The organism is Bradyrhizobium erythrophlei (genome assembly GCF_900142985.1).
GTDB lineage: Bacteria > Pseudomonadota > Alphaproteobacteria > Rhizobiales > Xanthobacteraceae > Bradyrhizobium > Bradyrhizobium erythrophlei_B.
In genome coordinates this window covers 2798977-2818279 of record NZ_LT670849.1, presented here as the reverse complement: position 1 = coordinate 2818279, position 19303 = coordinate 2798977, and the positions used below count along the sequence as shown (strand labels likewise).

Annotated in this window: 19 protein-coding genes; 8 read left to right on the top strand and 11 right to left on the bottom strand. The window is 62.3% G+C overall.

The window, feature by feature from the left end; translation table 11 throughout:
• Window positions 1–11: 11 nt before the first annotated feature.
• A complete protein-coding gene (argG, locus tag BUA38_RS13005; RefSeq protein WP_072818284.1) occupies window positions 12–1349 on the top strand; it encodes an argininosuccinate synthase in 1338 nt (445 codons plus the stop codon).
• Window positions 1350–1422: 73 nt separating this feature from the next.
• Here argG and BUA38_RS13000 read toward each other — a convergent pair whose 3' ends face one another.
• The 7 genes from BUA38_RS13000 to BUA38_RS12965 all read right to left on the bottom strand — a co-directional run bounded on the left by BUA38_RS13000 (window position 1423) and on the right by BUA38_RS12965 (window position 9373).
• Entirely contained in the window at window positions 1423–3204 is a 1782-nt protein-coding gene (locus BUA38_RS13000) for an OmpA family protein (RefSeq protein ID WP_072818283.1), read from the bottom strand.
• Window positions 3205–3865: 661 nt separating this feature from the next.
• A complete protein-coding gene (locus BUA38_RS12990; RefSeq protein WP_072826081.1) occupies window positions 3866–4693 on the bottom strand; it encodes an FkbM family methyltransferase in 828 nt (275 codons plus the stop codon).
• Window positions 4694–4761: 68 nt separating this feature from the next.
• Window positions 4762–5544 (bottom strand): succinate dehydrogenase iron-sulfur subunit, encoded by a 783-nt coding sequence (locus BUA38_RS12985; RefSeq protein ID WP_072818281.1) that lies wholly within the window; start codon window positions 5542–5544, stop codon window positions 4762–4764.
• A gap of 14 nt (window positions 5545–5558) precedes the next feature.
• The gene (sdhA, locus tag BUA38_RS12980) at window positions 5559–7388 is read right to left on the bottom strand and encodes a succinate dehydrogenase flavoprotein subunit (RefSeq protein ID WP_072818280.1); all 1830 of its coding nucleotides are present in this window, start codon (window positions 7386–7388) and stop codon (window positions 5559–5561) included.
• Between the two features lie 2 nt (window positions 7389–7390).
• Window positions 7391–7765 (bottom strand): succinate dehydrogenase, hydrophobic membrane anchor protein, encoded by a 375-nt coding sequence (gene sdhD, locus BUA38_RS12975; RefSeq protein ID WP_156898948.1) that lies wholly within the window; start codon window positions 7763–7765, stop codon window positions 7391–7393.
• A 29-nt stretch (window positions 7766–7794) separates the two neighbouring features.
• Entirely contained in the window at window positions 7795–8193 is a 399-nt protein-coding gene (gene sdhC / locus BUA38_RS12970; RefSeq protein WP_072818278.1) for a succinate dehydrogenase, cytochrome b556 subunit, read from the bottom strand.
• A 250-nt stretch (window positions 8194–8443) separates the two neighbouring features.
• Window positions 8444–9373, bottom strand: a complete 930-nt coding sequence (locus BUA38_RS12965) for a LysR family transcriptional regulator (RefSeq protein ID WP_072818277.1) — start codon at window positions 9371–9373, stop codon at window positions 8444–8446.
• A gap of 102 nt (window positions 9374–9475) precedes the next feature.
• Between BUA38_RS12965 and BUA38_RS12960 the strand changes: the two genes are divergently transcribed.
• Both BUA38_RS12960 and BUA38_RS12955 read left to right on the top strand, forming a co-directional pair.
• On the top strand, window positions 9476–9727 hold the full coding sequence (locus tag BUA38_RS12960; protein WP_072818276.1) for a hypothetical protein: 252 nt from the start codon (window positions 9476–9478) through the stop codon (window positions 9725–9727).
• A gap of 10 nt (window positions 9728–9737) precedes the next feature.
• The gene (locus BUA38_RS12955; protein WP_072826080.1) at window positions 9738–10598 is read left to right on the top strand and encodes a sulfite exporter TauE/SafE family protein; all 861 of its coding nucleotides are present in this window, start codon (window positions 9738–9740) and stop codon (window positions 10596–10598) included.
• A gap of 117 nt (window positions 10599–10715) precedes the next feature.
• Here BUA38_RS12955 and BUA38_RS12950 read toward each other — a convergent pair whose 3' ends face one another.
• Both BUA38_RS12950 and BUA38_RS12945 read right to left on the bottom strand, forming a co-directional pair.
• The gene (locus BUA38_RS12950; RefSeq protein WP_072818275.1) at window positions 10716–11096 is read right to left on the bottom strand and encodes a hypothetical protein; all 381 of its coding nucleotides are present in this window, start codon (window positions 11094–11096) and stop codon (window positions 10716–10718) included.
• Between the two features lie 37 nt (window positions 11097–11133).
• On the bottom strand, window positions 11134–12672 hold the full coding sequence (locus BUA38_RS12945) for a malonate--CoA ligase (protein WP_072818274.1): 1539 nt from the start codon (window positions 12670–12672) through the stop codon (window positions 11134–11136).
• A 432-nt stretch (window positions 12673–13104) separates the two neighbouring features.
• Between BUA38_RS12945 and BUA38_RS12940 the strand changes: the two genes are divergently transcribed.
• The 4 genes from BUA38_RS12940 (at window position 13105) to leuB (ending at window position 16646) form a co-directional block, all read left to right on the top strand.
• On the top strand, window positions 13105–13659 hold the full coding sequence (locus BUA38_RS12940) for a fasciclin domain-containing protein (RefSeq protein ID WP_072818273.1): 555 nt from the start codon (window positions 13105–13107) through the stop codon (window positions 13657–13659).
• A 327-nt stretch (window positions 13660–13986) separates the two neighbouring features.
• A complete protein-coding gene (locus BUA38_RS12935; RefSeq protein WP_072818272.1) occupies window positions 13987–14616 on the top strand; it encodes a cytochrome b/b6 domain-containing protein in 630 nt (209 codons plus the stop codon).
• A 12-nt stretch (window positions 14617–14628) separates the two neighbouring features.
• Window positions 14629–15414: a molybdopterin-dependent oxidoreductase gene (locus BUA38_RS12930; RefSeq protein ID WP_072818271.1), complete on the top strand. Its 786-nt coding sequence runs from the start codon at window positions 14629–14631 to the stop codon at window positions 15412–15414.
• 119 nt (window positions 15415–15533) lie between these two features.
• The gene (gene leuB, locus BUA38_RS12925) at window positions 15534–16646 is read left to right on the top strand and encodes a 3-isopropylmalate dehydrogenase (RefSeq protein ID WP_072818270.1); all 1113 of its coding nucleotides are present in this window, start codon (window positions 15534–15536) and stop codon (window positions 16644–16646) included.
• Between the two features lie 109 nt (window positions 16647–16755).
• Here leuB and BUA38_RS12920 read toward each other — a convergent pair whose 3' ends face one another.
• Both BUA38_RS12920 and BUA38_RS12915 read right to left on the bottom strand, forming a co-directional pair.
• The gene (locus BUA38_RS12920) at window positions 16756–17172 is read right to left on the bottom strand and encodes a hypothetical protein (protein WP_172806026.1); all 417 of its coding nucleotides are present in this window, start codon (window positions 17170–17172) and stop codon (window positions 16756–16758) included.
• Between the two features lie 151 nt (window positions 17173–17323).
• The gene (locus BUA38_RS12915; protein WP_072818268.1) at window positions 17324–18103 is read right to left on the bottom strand and encodes a hypothetical protein; all 780 of its coding nucleotides are present in this window, start codon (window positions 18101–18103) and stop codon (window positions 17324–17326) included.
• A gap of 138 nt (window positions 18104–18241) precedes the next feature.
• Here BUA38_RS12915 and BUA38_RS12910 point away from each other — a divergent pair, with 138 nt between their 5' ends.
• On the top strand, window positions 18242–19276 hold the full coding sequence (locus BUA38_RS12910) for an aspartate-semialdehyde dehydrogenase (RefSeq protein ID WP_072818267.1): 1035 nt from the start codon (window positions 18242–18244) through the stop codon (window positions 19274–19276).
• Window positions 19277–19303: the final 27 nt, after the last annotated feature.

Below are 19303 nucleotides of genomic sequence, written 5' to 3'. Positions count from 1 at the left end.
TTGGAAGCTCCATGAGTACGATCCTGAAAAGCCTGCCCAAGGGCGAGAAAGTCGGCATCGCCTTCTCGGGCGGTCTCGACACCAGTGCGGCGCTGCTCTGGATGAAGCAGAAGGGCGCCCGTGTCTTTGCCTATACGGCCAATCTCGGCCAGCCCGACGAAGCCGACTACGACGAGATTCCACGCAAGGCGCTGGAGTTCGGCGGCGAAAAGGCGCGGCTCGTCGATTGCCGCACGCAATTGGTGCACGAAGGCATCGCCGCCATTCAGGCCGGCGCGTTTCACATTTCGACCGGCGGCGCGACCTATTTCAACACCACGCCGCTCGGGCGCGCGGTGACCGGCACGATGCTAGTTTCGGCAATGAAGGAAGACGGCGTCAACATCTGGGGCGACGGCTCGACCTACAAGGGCAACGACATCGAGCGGTTCTATCGCTACGGCCTGCTCACCAATCCCGGCCTGAAGATCTACAAGCCGTGGCTCGACCAGCAGTTCATCGACGAACTGGGCGGACGCGCCGAGATGTCAGCGTTCATGACCGCCAGCGGTTTCGCTTACAAGATGAGCGCCGAAAAAGCCTATTCGACCGACAGCAACATTCTCGGTGCGACGCACGAGGCCAAGGATCTCGAGAACCTCGACAGCGGTATCAAGATCGTCAACCCGATCATGGGCGTGCCGTTCTGGCGCGACGACTGCGCGGTCAAGCCCGAGAAGGTCGTCGTGCGGTTCGTCGAAGGTCAGCCGGTCGCGCTGAACGGCCAGACGTTCGCCGATCCGGTCGCGCTGTTCCTTGAAGCCAATGCCATCGGCGGCCGTCACGGCCTCGGCATGAGCGACCAGATCGAGAACCGCATTATCGAAGCCAAGAGCCGTGGCATCTATGAAGCGCCGGGCATGGCGCTGTTGCACATCGTCTATGAGCGCCTGATCACCGGCATCCACAACCAGGACACCATCGAGGAGTATCGCATCGGCGGCCTGCGCCTGGGCCGGCTGCTCTACCAGGGACGCTGGTTCGATTCGCAAGCCCTGATGTTGCGCGAGACCGCGCAGCGCTGGGTGGCGCGCGCCATTACTGGAGAAGTGACGCTCGAACTGCGCCGCGGCAACGATTATTCGATCCTGAACACCGAGAGTCCGAATCTGACCTATCAGCCGGAGCGGTTGAGCATGGAGAAGGTCGAGGACGCCGCGTTCACGCCGGCGGACCGCATCGGTCAATTGACCATGCGCAATCTCGACATCGCCGACACCCGCGCCAAGCTCGATATCTATTCCAAGGCGGGCCTGATCTCGATCGGCGAGGGCTCTCCGATCCTCAAGCTCGAAAGCGACAAGGACTGAGACGCATCGAATTTGGCGTAAACAAAAATGGCCGGGATTGCTCCCGGCCATTTTCATTTTCCGATGGTTTTGCTTACCGCGGCGGCGCGATGCCGGGCGGGGGAGGCGGCAACGACGCCACGCCACCATTGAGCAGCGGCGTGATGCGGCGGATGGTGACGCGCCGGTTGATGCGGCTTGGCCCGCTGGTCTGCTCCTTCAGATATTGCGAGCCGTAACCCTGCGAGGTCAGGTTTTCAGCCGGGACACCGAATTGCTGAGTCAACAGTTCGGCAGCCGACTCGGCGCGGCGGTCGGACAGCGACAGGTTGTCGGTGTCGTTGCCGGTCGCGTCGGTGTGGCCCTCGATCAAAAACACCTCGCGCGGATTGCGCTGGATGGCGCGGTTGAGGCCGTCGGCGATCACCTGCAACTTCGAGGCCTGGTCGGGCGGGATCTCCCATGAGCCGAGGTCGAAGTTGATGGTGTTGACGTCGATGCTCGGCATCAGCATGCGCACGTTCGGGCTGTAGCGGATTTCATCCAGCGTGTAGCGGCGCTCGATGCGATCGACCGGCGGCGCCTCCATGGTATCGTAGATCATGTCAGGCGGCGCATCCTCAGCGTCGACAATGTAACGGTCGTAGGGAATGCGGACGACCGGCGGCGGGAGGTCGACGTAGAAGCCGCCGACCGCGCGCGGATCGCGGTAGGAGTTGTCGATGATGATGAACTCCTCGCCGCGCACGTCGCGGCGGATCCGGCGCAACAGCGAGCCGTCGGCCGCGATCACCGTGATGACCTGCGAACCATCGGGACGGATGATGACGGTGCGGGTCTCGTTGCCGACGCGCTGGGTCTGGATATCGCGCGCGCCGAAGCGGAAGCGCTCGTTCTCGTCGTGGCGGACAAAGGACCCGCCGGAGGGGTCGCGGATGATGATGCGGCCGGGCTCGGTGATGACGGTGCGGCCGCCTTCCTGAACTTCGCGCCGTTCGCTTCGGAAATCCTCAAGCCGCCGCGGGCCCTGCGCTGCGGCCGGGTTTGCCGGAAGCGGCGTCAGGTTCTGTGGCGCAGGTGGTGGCGGCAACGGCGCGCTCACCTGGGGCGGCGCGTGGCGGACCATTGGCGCTGCATTGGCGGGTGCGCCAGGCGGCGGCGCCGACGTCTGGTTTCCAGGTGCGGGTGTCGGTGCGCCACCCGGCACCGTGCCGGGACCAGCGCGCGGCGTCACGGGTGCGCCAGCAGGTGGCGCTCCCGCGGGAGGAGTTCCTGCCGGTGCTGTCGGCGGCGCAGCAGGCTGTTGCGCAGCAGGCGGTGCTCCCTTTTGCTGCCGTTCGCGTTCGAATTCTCGTCCGCGTTCCTGCGGCGCGGCGGCCGGTGGCGGAGTTGGCGGTGCAGGTGGCGTGGCCGAATGCGGAGCAGCTGTCGGAGGCGCCGCGGGCGGCTGCTGCGCAGCCGGCGGTGCTCCCTTTTGCTGCCGTTCGCGCTCTATTTCCCTTCCGCGCTCCTGCTGCGGCGCGGCGGCCGGTGGCGGAGTTGGCGGTGCAGGTGGCGTCGCTGAATGCGGAGCCGGGGGTGGAGGCGGCGCAGCCGGATGCGGTGGCGGCGGCGGAGGCGGTGCAGCCGGGTGCGGTGGCGGAGGCGGAGGTGGCGCAGCCGGATGTGGTGGAGGCGCTGGAGGCGGTGTAGCAGGGCGCGCCGGTGGAGCTCCCTTCGGCGCTTCCTTCGGCGGCTGCTTGGGTTTCCCGTCAGGACCCACTTCCTCTCGTTGCGCAACGACGATCGATGCCGACTGCGCGTGCGATGGGGTGGTCATCAGTTGCATGGCCGACAGCGCGGTCGTGGCAAGCAACGCGATTCTCAGATTTGTCATGTGCTTTGGATCCCGGGGAGAATTCTAAAGGTGAGGGTCGTGGTGGAAACGCAGGTGAGAATGTCAACAAACATCAGCGATTAAACAAGCGTTAGGCCGGATTGTGGCGGGTTTCAAAGGGGAACTCGGATTTATTTTCTGATACTGCGCCGTTTCGACGCGCGGTCGTTCATGATGCATTCAGAGCTTGTTTTCAGGCTGCAATGGACGCCGTAGGTGGCGGTGAGGTCGGCCCCGGTGGTCCGGGCGGCACCGGCATTTCATCGGGTGTATGGCCTGGCAACTCCTCGGGCCGTTGCGGTTCGTCCGGCTCGTGCACCGGCGGTGGAATCTCGGGGTTGGGACTTCCTGGCGGATTTTCCCGCGGTGGCTCGGCGGGCTGTCCCGGTTTGATCGGAGGGTCCTCTGACGGCTCGATCGGCATTGCATTGCGGCTCTTCAGGATGTGCTGAAGAGCTAACGACGCCGGCAAAACGATGTTCCCCGCGGAATGGCTCTAGTGGAGTGGATTTGACATTCGCTACTCAGTTGGCCGCTTGCTCTTCAAGCGAATGTCAAATCCCAAAACTCCACTAGCAACCTGAATTTGCTAGTGGTCCTTTGATTCTAACATTCGCAAACGTGTCTGCCGAGAAGGGATGCGAATGTTAGAATCGGACCACTAGCTGCGCGCCAACAGTGTGTTGCTGCGGGTCCGGCCGATTTGCGAATAGCCGCGCGATTGCATGTCAACGATGCAGTCATCCTCCCACTCATCGCGCGACAGATGTTCAATCACCACCGCGCGGGGCCACAGGCTTTCCGGCGCCTGTGCGAAAAAGGCCGTGAGAATGCGATCCTCAAACCCCTCGACATCGATCTTCAGGCTGTCGACATGGTCGGCGCCGGCTTCATCAATGATGCGTTGCAGCCGCAACGCCGCCACCTTGAACGCGCGGTTGCCCGCTTTGCCCATGACGACGTGGCTTGCACCGATGTTGTCGCTGTCGGTCTCCATCATCAGCTCGCCGTCGGACGCCGAGGCCGCCGCCGCCACCAGGCGAACCTGCGTAAAGGCGGACGCGGCGCGGTTGAAAGCAAGCCGGTCGAACGGCACCGGATGCGGTTCGATCGCAATCACCTTGCCGCTCGCGCCGACATGCTGGGCCAGAACCATCGCATAAGTGCCGACATTCGCTCCAACATCGACGAACACGCCGCCTGCGGGCGTATGCGTCCGCAAGAATGTCAGCTCGTCGAGATTGTAGTCGGGATTGAACAGTGCGCCGCGCTCGGTGGCGCTGGCCAGATGGTGGAAGCGGAATGCTGCGCCCTGGTAATGCGTATCGACCGGTCCGCTGCGGATCAAATTGATCAGGCGCGAGAGCCAGGGCCGAAAGGCACCGCGCTTGATGCCAGTGCGATGCGCAAGCGCGATGACCGCGGCTTGCGCAGGCGTCGGCGCAAATGCGCCGAAAGGCGGCGGCGTTGGATCGTTGCTGGGGGTCAACTGGACATCCTCGTGGCGAAACGAGCGATGCATAGCTGTTTTTGGTCGTCCGGCCAACGGGGCCGGACTCAAACCTGCCGCTCGACCATCTTCAATTTGAGCTCGGCGATCGCCTCGGAAGGATTGAGACCCTTCGGGCAGGCCTTGGCGCAGTTCATGATGGTGTGGCAGCGATAGAGGCGGAACGGATCCTCGAGATTGTCGAGCCGTTCGCCGGTCGCCTCATCGCGCGAGTCGGTGACCCAGCGGGTCGCCTGCAACAGCGCCGCCGGTCCCAGGAAACGTTCGCTGTTCCACCAGTAGCTTGGACAGGAGGTCGAGCAGCAGGCGCACAGAATGCACTCGTAGAGGCCGTCGAGCTTTTCGCGATCCTCGTGGCTCTGCCGCCATTCCCGTTGCGGGGTCGGCGTGGTCGTCTTCAGCCACGGCTCGATCGAGGCGTATTGCGCGTAGAAATTGGTGAGGTCGGGCACCAGGTCCTTGACGACGGGCTGATGCGGCAGCGGATTGACCTTCACCGCGCCGTCCTTCACGTCATGCATCGACTTGGTGCAGGCGAGCGTGTTTTGGCCGTCGATGTTCATCGCGCAGGAGCCGCACACGCCCTCGCGGCACGAGCGGCGGAAGGTCAAGGTCGGGTCGATGTGATTTTTGATCCAGATCAGACCGTCGAGCACCATCGGGCCGCAATCGTGCGTATCGACATGATAGACGTCGATGCTGGGATTCTTGCCGTCGTCGGGATTCCAGCGATAGACCTTGAATTCCCGAGTCTCGGTGGCGCCGGCCGGCTTCGGCCAGATCTTGCCACTGGTGATTCTCGAATTCTTCGGCAGTGCGAATTCAACCATTTGTGCTCGCCTGATTAATACACCCGCGCCTTCGGCGGGATGTATTGAACGTCGTTGGTCATGGTGTAGTTGTGCACCGGCCGGTAATCGATCGCGGTGTTACCCTTTTCGTCGATCCAGGCCAGCGTGTGCTTCATCCAGTTCTGGTCGTCACGCGTAGAAAAATCCTCGCGCGCATGTGCGCCGCGGCTCTCGGTGCGGTTGGCGGCCGAATCCATCGTCACCACGGCCTGCACGATCAGATTGTCGAATTCCAGGGTTTCGATCAGGTCGGAATTCCAGACCAGCGAGCGGTCCGAGACCGAAATGTCGCCGATGCCGCCATGGACCTTGTGAATCAGGTTCTGGCCTTCGTTCAGCACCTCGCCGGTACGGAACACGGCGCAATTGTTCTGCATCACGTGCTGCATGCTCTCGCGCAATTTCGCGGTCGGCGTGCCGCCGGACGAGTGACGATAGTGATCGAGCCGGCCGAGCGCCATGTCGGTGGACTCCTTTGGCAGGTCCGGCTGCTTGGCATTGGCGGTGAGCTTCTCGGCGAGCCGCAGCGCGGCGGCGCGACCGAACACCACAAGGTCGATCAGCGAGTTCGAGCCGAGGCGGTTGGCGCCATGCACCGAAACGCAGGCCGCCTCGCCGATCGCCATCAGGCCCGGGACGATGGCGTTGTCGTCGCCGTCCTTCTTGGTCAATACCTCGGCGTGGAAGTTGGTCGGGATGCCGCCCATGTTGTAGTGCACGGTCGGCAGGATCGGAATCGGCTCGCGCGTGACGTCGACATTGGCGAAGATCTTCGCGGATTCGGAGATGCCCGGCAGGCGCTCGTGCAGCACCTTCGGATCGAGATGGTCGAGGTGCAGGAAGATATGGTCTTTCTTCTTGCCGACGCCGCGGCCTTCGCGGATTTCGATAGTCATCGCGCGCGAGACGACGTCGCGGGAGGCGAGGTCCTTGGCGGAGGGCGCGTAGCGCTCCATGAAGCGCTCGCCTTCGGAATTGACGAGATAACCGCCTTCGCCGCGCGCGCCTTCGGTGACGAGGCAGCCCGAACCGTAAATGCCGGTCGGGTGGAACTGCACGAATTCCATGTCCTGAAGCGGCAGGCCGGCGCGCAACGTCATGCCGCCGCCGTCGCCGGTGCAGGTGTGCGCCGAGGTGCAGGAAGCGTAGGCACGGCCGTAGCCGCCGGTTGCGAGAATGGTGGTCTGGGCGCGGAAACGATGCAGCGTGCCGTCGTCGAGCTTCAGCGCGATCACACCGCGGCAGGTGCCTTGATCATCCATGATCAGGTCGATGGCGAAATATTCGATGTAGAATTCGGCCGAATGGCGCAGCGCCTGACCGTACATCGTGTGCAGCATGGCATGGCCGGTGCGGTCGGCGGCGGCGCAGGTGCGCTGTGCCTGGCCCTTGCCGTAGTCCAGCGTCATGCCGCCGAACGGCCGCTGATAGATCTTGCCGTCTTCGGTGCGGGAGAACGGCACGCCCCAATGTTCGAGTTCGTAGACCGCCTCGGGCGCGTTGCGCACCATGTATTCGATCGCATCCTGGTCGCCGAGCCAGTCCGACCCCTTGACGGTGTCGTACATATGCCAGCGCCAGTCGTCCGGATGCATGTTGCCGAGCGAGGCGGAGATGCCGCCCTGGGCGGCGACCGTGTGCGAGCGGGTCGGAAAGACCTTGGTGATGCAGGCGGTTCGAAGTCCGGCCTCGCTGCAACCGACCACCGCACGAAGGCCGGCGCCGCCCGCGCCTACCACAACGACGTCGTAGGTGTGATCTTCGATCGGATAGGCCTTGCCGTTGGTGGCGGGGCCGCCTTTGCCGTTCGCACCGTCGGCCATCGTTACACTCCGGAAGACAATTTGAGGATCGCGTAGATCGAGGCCAGCGCGACCGCAAAAGAAAAGAAATTGTTGGCCATGATCGCAGCGAGCTTCAGCTGTTCGTTATGTACGTAATCCTCGATGACGACCTGCATCCCGATCTTCATGTGCCAGGCGCTTGCGATGATGAACAACAGGAGAATGATGGCGACCAGCGGCGAGCCGAGCGTCTGGGTGGCGGCGGCGTGATTGCTGCCCAGCATCATCATCACCACCACGATGACCGGAACGATCAAGAGCGCCATCGCGACCGCGGTGATGCGCTGACGCCAGAAATCGGTGGTTCCGGAGTGCGAGGCGCCGAGATTGCGAACGCGGCCGAGCGGGGTTCGCATCGACTTCGCAGCCCCGTTGTTCGGCGCACTCATCGGCCGCCTCCGATCGCATAGGCGACGATCCAGAGCAGGATGGTTGCCACAATGCCGGCAATCAGCGCCCCCCAGGTCATGGCTTCCCGTTCATTGGCCTTGAAGCCGTAGCCGAGATCCCAGACGAAATGCCGGATGCCGCTGAACAGATGGTGCAACAGCGCCCATGTGTAGCCGAATACGATCAGGCGGCCGAAAATGCTGGCGACAAAGGTGTGTACGTGGGCGTAGGCGCTCGGTCCCGAGGCGGCGGCGATCAGCCACCAGGCCAGCAGCAGCGTGCCGAAATAAAGCGCCATGCCAGTCGCGCGGTGGACGATGGAAAGCGCCATCGTCAGGGTCCAGCGATAGGTTTGCAGATGGGGAGAGAGCGGTCTTTCGATCCTGGCAGTCATCGGTGGCTTTGGGGTAGCGGGCCTCCGCACGGCCCTTCGTGGATCGCGGTAGACGATTCCTATTTACGAAGTCGAAACAGCCAGTGCAATGGCGAATCCTCGAGCTTCCGAATGACAATTCATAGCTTCAGATGAGCCTTGCATTATTGCCGGATTGATCCCCGTGAAGGCGTGGTATTGCTGGTATACCTGAAGCACGATTCATGAACGTTTTGTTCTCGAGAACGCTTTGTTCGGCCGTGGGAAACGGTCATGCCCGAAGAACGCGCTGGCCGCGCGACCCGAATGGGTCGGCCTGGCGCCATCGCTCGATGAGGTAATCCGCGAACACGCGCGTCTTGGGCGAGGCCAGTCGGGCCGACTGAAACAACAGATGCAGCGACGACCGCGGCGGCTCGTGGTCTTCGAGGATCCGCACGAGGCTTCCGTCTGTGAGTTTGCGCTGAACCAGCCAGGACGGCAGCCGCACGATGCCGGCGCCTTCCTCTGCTGCAAGCAGCAGCGCGTCGAGACTATTGATCCAGAGCCTTGCCGAGATCGCAATCCTGCTTTCGGACCTTGCTTGCCTGCCAAAGCGCCATTCGCTCAAGCCCGGCGTGGCCGAGAAGGCGAGACAATCGTGCCCGGTCAATTCGGCAGGCGCGGTAGGCGTGCCGCGCCGCTCCAGATAGGATGGCGCTGCGCAAACGATCATCTGGATATCGCCGAGCTTGCGGGCGACAAGCTGGGAATCCGGCAAGTATCCGACGCGAAGCGCAACGTGAATGTCCTCTTCCAGCATGTCCACCGTGCGGTCAACCAGTTGCAAATCGACCGACAGCGAAGGATAGCGCCTCAGGAACTCCGGCAGTGCCGGCGCGACCAGCATGCGGCCGATCAGCGTGGGTGCACTGATGCGCAACCGTCCCGTCGGTACCTCGCGGTTCGCCGATAACGCGGTTTCAACTTGCTTGAGCTCGGCCAGGATGGCCCTGGCCCGCTCGTAGAGCATCCGCCCTTCGTCCGTGAGCACGAGGCGGCGCGTCGTGCGCCGCACGAATTGTGTCCCGAAATGCCGCTCGAGCGCGGAGAGTTGACGACTGACGGATGTCAACGAACTCGGCAACGATCGCGCGGCCCCGGACAGGCTGCCGGCATCCACGACCCGCACGAATGTCGCCAGCGCGGCCAGTTGGTCCACCGTCGATCCTTCCGATTTTCGCAAGTTATTCTTTCAGATGTGCTGATACTCTCGTAGTTCGCAATAGTCTATGGTCATGCCTGTCTCGCCGGAGGACATCACATGCTCAACCATTTCGATCCGCTTTGGCGTCCCGTCACACACGCCGCGCCGCGCCGCAACTTCCGCTCCGCAGCCGGGCTGGCTTGCCCGCTGGCTTTCTCGGTGATCGGCCTCTTGCTGGATGGTGTTGCGTCGTTTGGCGGGAGCAGCGATCCGCAACTGGCGCTGTTGAGATTTGCAGTGATCGCAGGCGCGCCGGCGGTTGCCACCCTTGCCGCGTTTGCAATCAACGGCGCGGGTACCTTGGCATGATTTGCGGGACATCGTCGTGATCGCTCCTGTCTCAGAACTGGTCGAACTGGCCCTGCTCCTGGTGGCGGTCGGCGCGCTTTCCGGATTTCTGGCGGGCCTCTTCGGAATCGGCGGGGGTGCCATTCTGGTCCCGGTATTTTACGAATGTTTTCGCCTCGCCGGCGTGCCGCTCGAGGTGCGGATGCCGCTGTGCGTCGGCACCTCGCTTGCGATCATCATTCCGACCTCCATCAGTTCCTACCGCGCCCATCACGCCCGCGGCGCCATCGACATGGGAATCCTGCGGGCCTGGTGGCTGCCAATCCTGATCGGGGTGCTCGCCGGTAGCGTGATCGCGCGTTACGCGCCGGAACGCCTGTTCAAGATCGTGTTCGTGATCGTGGCCTATTTCGCCGCCGTGCGGCTGTTGTCGGCCAACGAAAACTGGAAATTGGGCGACGACCTGCCCAAGGGACCGCTGATGCGCGTTTTCGGGCTTGGCGTCGGGCTTCTGGCGACGCTGATGGGCGTTGGCGGCGGGTTGTTCGCCAATCTGCTGATGACGTTCTACGGCCGGCCGATCCATCAGGGCGTTGCGACGTCGTCAGCGATCGCGGTGCTGGTCTCCATTCCGGGCGCGCTCGGCTATATCTACGCGGGATGGCCGGCGGCCGCCCATTATCCCGACATAGCGGCGCTGCAATTCCCGCTGGCGCTCGGTTATGTTTCGCTGATCGGCGCGATCCTGGTGATGCCGATGAGCCTTCTGACCGCGCCGCTCGGCGTGCGGGTGGCGCATGCGATGTCGAAGAAGACGCTGGAACGCAGTTACGGCGCGTATCTGCTGATCGTCGGCACGCGTTTTGCGATCAGCCTGTGGAACGGGCAGTAGTCAGTCCTTCAGCCGCACTTCGCTGTGGCCCCACATCCGCATGTCGCCGATGCCCTCGATTTCATTTCGATCCGCCAAGCCTCGAAGCCGGGCGGCGAAGACCTCGCGGCTGATCCATTACCTTTGCATGATGCAACTATCGCGCGCCTCGTAGACAACGAGCATGACTTTCTTCCAATGCGACCGCAATAAAGGCAATAGAATCGCGTCGACATCCTCCGCGGTAAGCGGAGGCTCAAGGCTAACCTTATCCCAACTTAATTCGCTGTTGATGGTCGGCGGTTCTAAGCTCTCATATTCCGGCGCAAGGTCCGGGTACTCATCATAGACCGGTTTCCAGCCATCGGAATTCAGTACCGCGACAGCCTGATAGAGCAATTTGCTAAATTTTTGTCGCTCTTCCTTGGGAAAGCTGGAGACGGCCAGGAGCGCACGCTGTAAGTTCTCTTCGGCGTCTTCCAGGTACAAAACAAGTCTTTCTGCGCTGTCTCGGCTCAACACTTTCTTCCCCCCGACGGAAAATTCGTAGCCGGAATTATTTACGTGCGTAAATGTCCTTATACGTCTCGCGCAAAATATTCTTCTGCACCTTGCCCATGGTGTTGCGCGGCAGTTCATCGACCACGAAGACGCGCTTGGGCATCTTGAATTTGGCCAGTCGTCCATCGAGCGCTTTCAGCACGGAGGCCTCGCTGACATTGGCCTTCTTGTCGCAGACCACGACCGCGGTGACGCCTTCGCCGAAATCGGCATGCGGCACGCCGATCACGGCGGACTCGATCACACCCGGCATGGCGTCGATCTCGCTCTCGATTTCCTTGGGGTAGACATTGAAGCCGCCGGAAATCACGAGGTCCTTGCCACGTCCTAGAATGTGCACGTAGCCCTTGGCGTCGATCTTGCCGAGGTCGCCGGTGATGAAGAAGCCGTCGCCGCGAAATTCGGACTTGGTCTTTTCCGGCATTCGCCAGTAGCCCTTGAAGACGTTCGGGCCCTTGACCTCGATCATGCCGATCTCGTCGCGCGGCAATTCCTTGCCGGTGTCGGGATCGGTCACGCGGACCGTGACGCCGGGCAGCGCGTGGCCGACCGCGCCGGCGACGCGCTCGCCGTCGTACGGATTGGACGTATTCATGTTGGTCTCGGTCATGCCGTAGCGCTCCAGCACGGCATGGCCGGTGCGGGCGAACCATTCGCGATGGGTTTCGGCGAGCAACGGCGCAGAGCCTGACACGAACAGCCGCATATGCTTGGTGGAATCCTTGTTCAGCGCGGGGTTTTGCAACAGCCGCGTGTAGAAGGTGGGCACGCCCATCAGGACGGTTGCGCGCGCCATCAGCTTGACGATCAGGTCGGGATCGAGCTTCGGCAGGAAGATCATCGCCCCGCGCGCAAACAGCGTGACGTTGCTCGCCACGAACAGGCCGTGGGTGTGATAGATCGGCAGCGCGTGGATCAGGATGTCCTTGCTCGTGAAACCCCAGTAATCGACCAGCGTCAGCGAGTTCGAGGCGAGATTGTCGTGCGTCAGCATCGCGCCCTTGGACCGTCCGGTGGTTCCGGACGTGTAGAGGATGGCGGCGAGATCGTCGTTCTCGCGCGGCACGGTGGTGAACTCGGGCCGCGCCTTGTCGGCGGCTTCCGAGAGCGAGCCTTTGCCGTCGGGTCCGAGCGTTTCCACTTTGGCGCCGACCTTCGCGGCGATGGTGCCGATGCCGGCCGCTTTCGACGGATCGCACACCACGAGCGACGGTTCGGCGTCGGTGATGAAATATTCAAGCTCGTTGAGCGTATAGGCGGTGTTGAGCGGCAGATAGACCGCGCCGGCGCGCACGGTTGCGAGATAGAGCACGAGCCCAGTCACGGACTTTTCGGTTTGCGCCGCGACGCGGTCGCCGGGCTTCACGCCGCGATCGACCAACACGTTCGCGATCTGGCCTGCGCGCGCGATCAAATCGCCATAGCTGATGTGCGTGCCATCGATGGTTTCGATCGCAAGCCGTTTCGGGTCATCGAGTCCGTCGAACAGGCGGGAAAACAGATTGGCGTTCTTGTTGGTCGTCTTCGCGTTCATGCGTCATTCCGATCGGCGAGGTGCGGCGCTGGTGGTCCAATTCTAACATTCGCAAAGTGCCCGCTGGAAGGGAGGCGAACGCCGGAACTGGACCACTAGCAAAGAGGCCGTTTGCCGCGCAACGGGCGGTTTGCATGCCAAGTGCCCACTTTCCGAAGTTCGTGCTCCAGCGGAGCGTGACGGGCTGTTGCGGTCCTGGATCGGATTTTGGACGCGCTTCGTCCGGTGAGGGAAGACAAACCACGTCCCATCCCGCCGATAGTTTCACCGAACACAAAGAATTTTTCTTCGAAACCGGCCGCAAAACCCCGCCGTAGCTCGGGCCAACGACGACGCAGTCAACCCGCTTCCTGGTCTCGAACTGTCGTTGCCGTTGCACCTTCACGGGCCTGCGGATGTCCGCGCGCCATTACCCAATCGGGAGACGTTTCCATGTCCAAGCGTATTGCTCTTCTCTCTGCCGTTGCTTTCGGCGCCCTTGCCCTGACCGCGACCGTTGTTGCGCCGGTCAGCGCGCAGGAAAAGACCGTCATGGTTGGCGGCGCGGCGATGTTCCCTTCCAAGAACATCATCCAGAACGCCGTCAACTCCAAGGACCACACCACGCTGGTTGCCGCGGTGAAGGCTGCCGGCCTGGTCGAGACGCTGGAAGGCAAGGGTCCGTTCACGGTGTTCGCGCCGACCAATGCCGCCTTCGGCAAATTGCCGGCCGGCACGGTCGACACCCTGGTGAAACCCGAGAACAAGCCCACGCTGACCAAGATCCTCACCTATCACGTGGTCGCCGGAAAGCTTGATGCGTCCGACCTGACCGACGGCAAGATGCTGAAGACGGTCGAAGGCGAACAGCTCACCGTGAAGAAATCCGACGGCAAGACCTGGATCGTCGATGCCAAGGGCGACACGGCCGCGATCACCATCACGAACGTTCATCAGTCGAACGGCGTCATCCATGTGATCGACACCGTGCTGATGCCGGCGTCGTAACGTCACACCCCTGCGGACCGGTGTCCCGGTTCTGACATTCGCGCCCTGTCGCGTAGAGGTTCTTTGCGAATGTCAGAACCAAAGGGACACCGGTAAATGTTAAGGCTTCTAGTGCGGCTTTGGATTTGGCATTCGCTCTTCGGAGACTCGCGGCCCCACCGATGCGAATGTCAAATCCGCCGCACTAGGTTAACCCCCGGCTCGCATTCTTGTGACCGCCGAGGCGGTCCCGCCAGCGATGATCTGTTGCAGGGGCGTGTTTTGGGAGTAACGAACGCCGTTTTTCGGCGTATATTCGAACATCTGGCTTTTAGCGACGGGAACATCATGTCGAGCATTGCAGCCACCGAGGAAAAGACCGCGCCCGCCTCGAAGGTCGTTCAGCCGGCCTGGGTGCGCGTGATGCACTGGACCAACGCGGTCGCGATCATCCTGATGATCATGTCGGGTTTGCAGATCTATAACGCCTCGCCGCTATTCACCAAGCTGACCTTCTCGCATTCGATCACGCTGGGCGGCTGGCTCGGCGGCGCGCTGCTCTGGCATTTCGCTGCGATGTGGCTGTTGATGATCAACGGCCTCGCTTATCTCGTCACGGGTTTTGCGACCGGACGCTTCAGGAAGAAGCTTTTCCCGATTTCCGCCCGCGGCATCATCTCTGACGCTGTGGCTGCAATGACCTTCAAGCTCTCGCATGACGACTTGAGCAAGTACAACCAGGTGCAGAAATTGCTCTACACCGGCATCATCGCGGTTGGCGTTGTCATCGTGCTTTCGGGCCTGTCGATCTGGAAGCCGGTGCAGTTCCAGTATCTGACCGCGTTGTTCGGCGGTTACGATATCGCGCGCTACGTGCACTTCTTCTGCATGGCCTCGATCGTCGCTTTTATGGCGATCCATGTTCTTCTGGCCGTTCTGGTGCCGAAGAGCCTGCGCGCCATGATCATCGGCCGTTAAGGGAGAGTAGTCATGGGCCGACTTCGCAAGCTTCTGATCCCGGGCGTCGACAAGCACTTGCTGGTCAAGGACGCCACCAAGGCGATGCCGGATCTGCTTCGCCGGCGCTTCATCGCCGGCGGCGCCAGCTTTGGCGCGCTGACCCTGCTCACGGGCTGCGACGTGCTGGACTCGTCTTCGGCCGAAGAGATGCTCAAGAAGGTCTCGAAATTCAACGACGCCTTTCAGGCCTTCATTTTCAATCCCGATGCCATGGCGCCGACCTTCCCGGAAAGCGCGATCACCAAGCCGTTCCCGTTCAACGCCTACTACGAACTCGACGACGCACCGGAGATCGACGGCAAGGACTGGAAGTTCGAGGTGAGCGGGCTTGTCGAGAACAAGAAGCCGTGGACGCTGGAGGAGCTTTACAAGCTGCCCCAGGTCAAGCAGGTGACCCGTCATATCTGCGTCGAAGGCTGGAGCGCGATCGGAAGCTGGACCGGAACGCCGCTGCGCGATTTCCTCAAGCTGGTCGGCGCGGACACCACGGCGAAATACTGCTGGTTCCAGTGCGCCGACCGCGAAGGCTATAATTCGCCGCTCGACATGCGCACGGCGCTGCATCCGCAAACCATCATGGCCTTCAAGTTCGGCGACGAAATCCTGCCGCGCGCCTACGGCTTTCCGATGAAGATCCGCGTCCCGACCAAGCTCGGCTTCAAGAACCCGAAGTACGTGGTCTCGATGGAAGTCACCAACGACTACAAGGGCGGCTACTGGGAAGACCAGGGCTATAATTCGTTCAGCGGCAGCTAGCGGAAGGGCCGGTCCCGCTCAACCTTCGAAACAGCCATCCGATAATGGCGTCTTGCCATCGGCGCGGGGGCGCATTAGCACTCCCGCCAAACTAGCTGTTTCTCAAGAAGGCATTGATCATGGCGACCCATAAACTGCTGCTTCTTCCCGGCGACGGCATCGGCCCCGAGGTGATGGGCGAGGTCAAGCGCCTGATCGGCTGGATCAATGCGCAAGGGCTTGCGCATTTCGAGACCGAGGAAGGGCTCGTGGGCGGCGCCGCCTATGACGCCAGCAAGCAGAGCATCACGGACGCGACCATGGCGATGGCGTCCGCCGCCGATGCTGTGATCTTCGGCGCGGTCGGCGGGCCGAAATGGGACTCTGTTCCCTACGAGGCGCGGCCCGAGGCCGGGCTGTTGCGGCTGCGCAAGGACCTCGGCCTGTTCGCGAACTTGAGGCCCGCGGTGTGCTATCCGGCGCTGGCCGAAGCCTCCAGCCTGAAGCGCGAGGTGGTCGAGGGGCTTGATATCATGATCGTCCGCGAGCTGACCGGCGGCGTCTATTTCGGCGAACCGAAGACCATCACCGATCTCGGCAACGGCCAGAAGCGCGCGATCGATACGCAGGTCTACGACACCTACGAGATCGAGCGCATTGCGCGCGTCGCCTTTGATCTGGCGAGGAAGCGCCGCAACAAGCTGACGTCGATGGAAAAGCGAAACGTGATGAAGTCAGGCGTGCTCTGGAACGAGGTCGTCACGCAAGTTCACGCCCGCGAATACAAGGACGTGCAGCTCGAGCACCAGCTCGCCGATTCCGGCGGCATGAATCTCGTCAAGGCGCCGAAGCAGTTCGACGTCATCGTGACCGACAATCTGTTCGGCGACATGCTGTCGGATATCGCGGCGATGCTAACGGGCTCGCTCGGCATGTTGCCGTCGGCTTCACTCGGCGAGATCGACGCCACGAGCAGGAAGCGCAAATCGCTGTTCGAGCCGGTGCACGGCTCGGCGCCCGATATCGCCGGCAAGGGTCTCGCCAATCCGATCGCGATGATTTCGTCGTTTGGAATGGCGCTGCGCTATTCCTTCGACCTCGGCGCGCTTGCCGACAAGGTCGATGCGGCGATCGCTGCCGTTCTCGCCAAGGGAATGCGTACCGCGGACATCAAGTCCGAGGGCACCACCGCAGTGTCAACGTCGCAAATGGGCGAAGCGATCCTGAAAGAGCTGCAGGCGCAGCACGGCTAGTGGTCCGGTTCTGACATTCGCATCCGCGATGCGTCAGGTTCACGTCACCAAAAGCAAATCGCGCCCGCAGGTGGCGGGCGCGATGTAAATCAGGCGGGTGCCGTAGCGCCTAGTAGGGCAGCGGAATCCGCGACGGGTAGCCGCCCATATCCGACGGCGGATTCATCGGCGAACGGTCGATCGGGCGGTTGTTGTTCTCGCGCGCGAATGACGGATAGCCAACTTCCGGCGGGAACGCATAGTCCTGGAACTTGCGGTCGCCCGGCAGGACTTCCGTGCCTGCATCGAGCCAGGAACGCTTGGTGACGAAGACGCGGGTATGCGGACCTTCCTGATAGGACACGTTCGGGCCACCGGAGCCGTAATAGGCACGGCCACGGCTGTCGAACTGCCGCTTGGCTTCCTTTTTCTGCGCCGGGGTGGGCGCCTGCGCGCTGGCCTGCGAAGCGGTGAAGCCGACCGCGCCGATGGCGACAGCAGCAAACAGCACCGCAACCTTGCTCGCGGCTGAAATTCTTCGGGTCATCGGGTCCTCTTTTGCGCGGCTAACCGGGACACCAGCCGCCATCCTTGATTTCGAGCGCATTGTAACGTCGGGACCCGACCTCACAAGGTCAATCCGGCCACACTTGCGAGAATAAAGCGTCAAGAAAACCAGTGCCTTGGGAGGGCCGCAATTAGAGCGGCCCGCGCAGGCGCGGATTCTCCACACCCGTCGCCCAATCGGCCGCGATCGACAGGGGACCACTGCAACCGCTGCGCTTCAGCTCGGCATGGGCGAACAGTTCGGCCAGCCTCGGCTCGTTTCCGGCCGCCAGCGATGTCAGCCGGTCGAGCATGCAGCCGATGGCGGCCCGGCGAGCCGGCAGCGTGGTTCCCTGACATGACCAACCGGAGATTTGCAGGATTGAATCGTCGAGACTCCTGCTGAAGCCAAGGCAGGACCTGGCCAGATCGATGCGGCCCGGCCGTTGAAATAGCGCGACCGAGCCGAATTTGCTCTCGATGACGCCTGCCGCCTCCAGCACCTCGTGGGACCCTTCGGCCATCCGCGAAGCGAGGTCACGCGTTGCCGGCTCCGATCCATCAAACTCGCTGCCTGGACGGTAGATTTCGAGTTCGGCGACCGGTTTCTCGCCCGGCGGCCCCCAATGAAAAACATCCTTGCGGCCGCCGGCCGGATGCCGAAATATTTCATAACTCTCTGATTTTTCGGGCGGATCGAGCGAGCTGACGGCAAATGCCGGCCGTGAGCGCAGAGCTTGCGTAAAGCCTGGCTGCTCGATCGGCTCGGCCGCCGTGTCCAGCTCCAACTGGTCCCAGGAATGCACGCCGATCATGACAAACAAAGCGAGCGTTCCCACATAGGCCAGCAGGCGGGCCAGCGTCGCGGAACATTCGTCGGCAAAGTTGGTCAGCGCCGGGTGAATGAAGTGATTTTTCGGGTGCGATGGCATCAGGGGTCCGGCGCCGAAAGACGCTGGGCGGTGAGGCCCGGTCTAACGTTGTCTTAACGGCGTTTCTCGCATAGAAGCGCCACTTCTTCCCTTTCCGCGCGCGGCGGGGGCTGAGCTTTTTTCTTCGGAGAGTGAACGATGGGTTACAAAGTCGCAGTGGTCGGCGCGACCGGTAATGTGGGGCGGGAAATGCTCAACATTCTGGACGAGCGCAAATTCCCTGCTGACGAGGTCGTGGCGCTGGCGTCACGCCGCAGCGTCGGCGTCGAAGTCTCCTATGGCGACCGCACCCTGAAGGTCAAAGCGCTCGAGCACTACGATTTCTCCGACGTCGACATCTGCCTGATGTCGGCGGGCGGTTTGGTATCGAAAGAATGGTCGCCCAAGATCGGCGCCGCCGGCGCGGTCGTGATCGACAATTCGTCCGCCTGGCGCATGGATCCGGACGTGCCGCTGATCGTGCCGGAAGTGAACGCGGATGCGGCCGCGGGCTTCACCAAGAAGAACATCATCGCCAATCCGAACTGCTCGACCGCGCAGCTCGTCGTGGCGCTCAAGCCACTGCACGACAAGGCCATCATCAAGCGCGTCGTGGTTTCGACCTATCAGTCGGTGTCGGGCGCCGGCAAGGATGCGATGGACGAACTGTTCTCGCAGACCAAGGCCGTCTACACCAACAGCGAACTCATCAATAAGAAATTCCCCAAGCGTATCGCCTTCAACGTCATCCCCGAGATCGACGTGTTCATGGAGGACGGCTACACCAAGGAAGAGTGGAAGATGATGGCGGAGACCAAGAAGATTCTTGATCCCAAGATCAAGCTTTCCGCCACCTGCGTGCGCGTGCCGGTGTTCGTCGGCCACTCGGAGGCCGTCAACATCGAGTTCGAGAATCCGATCTCTCCGGATGAAGCCCGCAGCATCCTGCGCAGCGCGCCCGGATGCCTCGTGATCGACAAGCACGAACCGGGCGGCTACGTCACGCCCTACGAGGCCGCCGGCGAAGACGCCACCTATATCAGCCGCATCCGCGCCGATGCGACGGTCGAGAACGGTCTTGTGCTGTGGTGCGTGTCCGACAACCTGCGCAAGGGTGCGGCACTGAACGCGATCCAGATTGCCGAAGTCCTGATCAACCGCAAGCTGATCAGCGCGAAGAAGAAGGCGGCTTAACGGGGCGCCGGGGTAAACGGGAGGGCG

What these genes read in the sequence shown, in the direction of transcription:
- BUA38_RS12945 (WP_072818274.1), bottom strand. Translation starts at nt 12,672, where the DNA reads ATGAACGCGAAGACGACCAACAAGAACGCCAATCTGTTTTCCCGCCTG.
- BUA38_RS12910 (WP_072818267.1), top strand. Translation starts at nt 18,242, where the DNA reads ATGGGTTACAAAGTCGCAGTGGTCGGCGCGACCGGTAATGTGGGGCGG.
- sdhD (WP_156898948.1), bottom strand. Translation starts at nt 7,765, where the DNA reads ATGCGAACCCCGCTCGGCCGCGTTCGCAATCTCGGCGCCTCGCACTCC.
- BUA38_RS12985 (WP_072818281.1), bottom strand. Translation starts at nt 5,544, where the DNA reads ATGGTTGAATTCGCACTGCCGAAGAATTCGAGAATCACCAGTGGCAAG.
- leuB (WP_072818270.1), top strand. Translation starts at nt 15,534, where the DNA reads ATGGCGACCCATAAACTGCTGCTTCTTCCCGGCGACGGCATCGGCCCC.
- BUA38_RS12935 (WP_072818272.1), top strand. Translation starts at nt 13,987, where the DNA reads ATGTCGAGCATTGCAGCCACCGAGGAAAAGACCGCGCCCGCCTCGAAG.
- argG (WP_072818284.1), top strand. Translation starts at nt 12, where the DNA reads ATGAGTACGATCCTGAAAAGCCTGCCCAAGGGCGAGAAAGTCGGCATC.
- BUA38_RS12915 (WP_072818268.1), bottom strand. Translation starts at nt 18,103, where the DNA reads ATGCCATCGCACCCGAAAAATCACTTCATTCACCCGGCGCTGACCAAC.
- sdhA (WP_072818280.1), bottom strand. Translation starts at nt 7,388, where the DNA reads ATGGCCGACGGTGCGAACGGCAAAGGCGGCCCCGCCACCAACGGCAAG.
- sdhC (WP_072818278.1), bottom strand. Translation starts at nt 8,193, where the DNA reads ATGACTGCCAGGATCGAAAGACCGCTCTCTCCCCATCTGCAAACCTAT.
- BUA38_RS12960 (WP_072818276.1), top strand. Translation starts at nt 9,476, where the DNA reads ATGCTCAACCATTTCGATCCGCTTTGGCGTCCCGTCACACACGCCGCG.
- BUA38_RS13000 (WP_072818283.1), bottom strand. Translation starts at nt 3,204, where the DNA reads ATGACAAATCTGAGAATCGCGTTGCTTGCCACGACCGCGCTGTCGGCC.
- BUA38_RS12940 (WP_072818273.1), top strand. Translation starts at nt 13,105, where the DNA reads ATGTCCAAGCGTATTGCTCTTCTCTCTGCCGTTGCTTTCGGCGCCCTT.
- BUA38_RS12930 (WP_072818271.1), top strand. Translation starts at nt 14,629, where the DNA reads ATGGGCCGACTTCGCAAGCTTCTGATCCCGGGCGTCGACAAGCACTTG.
- BUA38_RS12920 (WP_172806026.1), bottom strand. Translation starts at nt 17,172, where the DNA reads ATGACCCGAAGAATTTCAGCCGCGAGCAAGGTTGCGGTGCTGTTTGCT.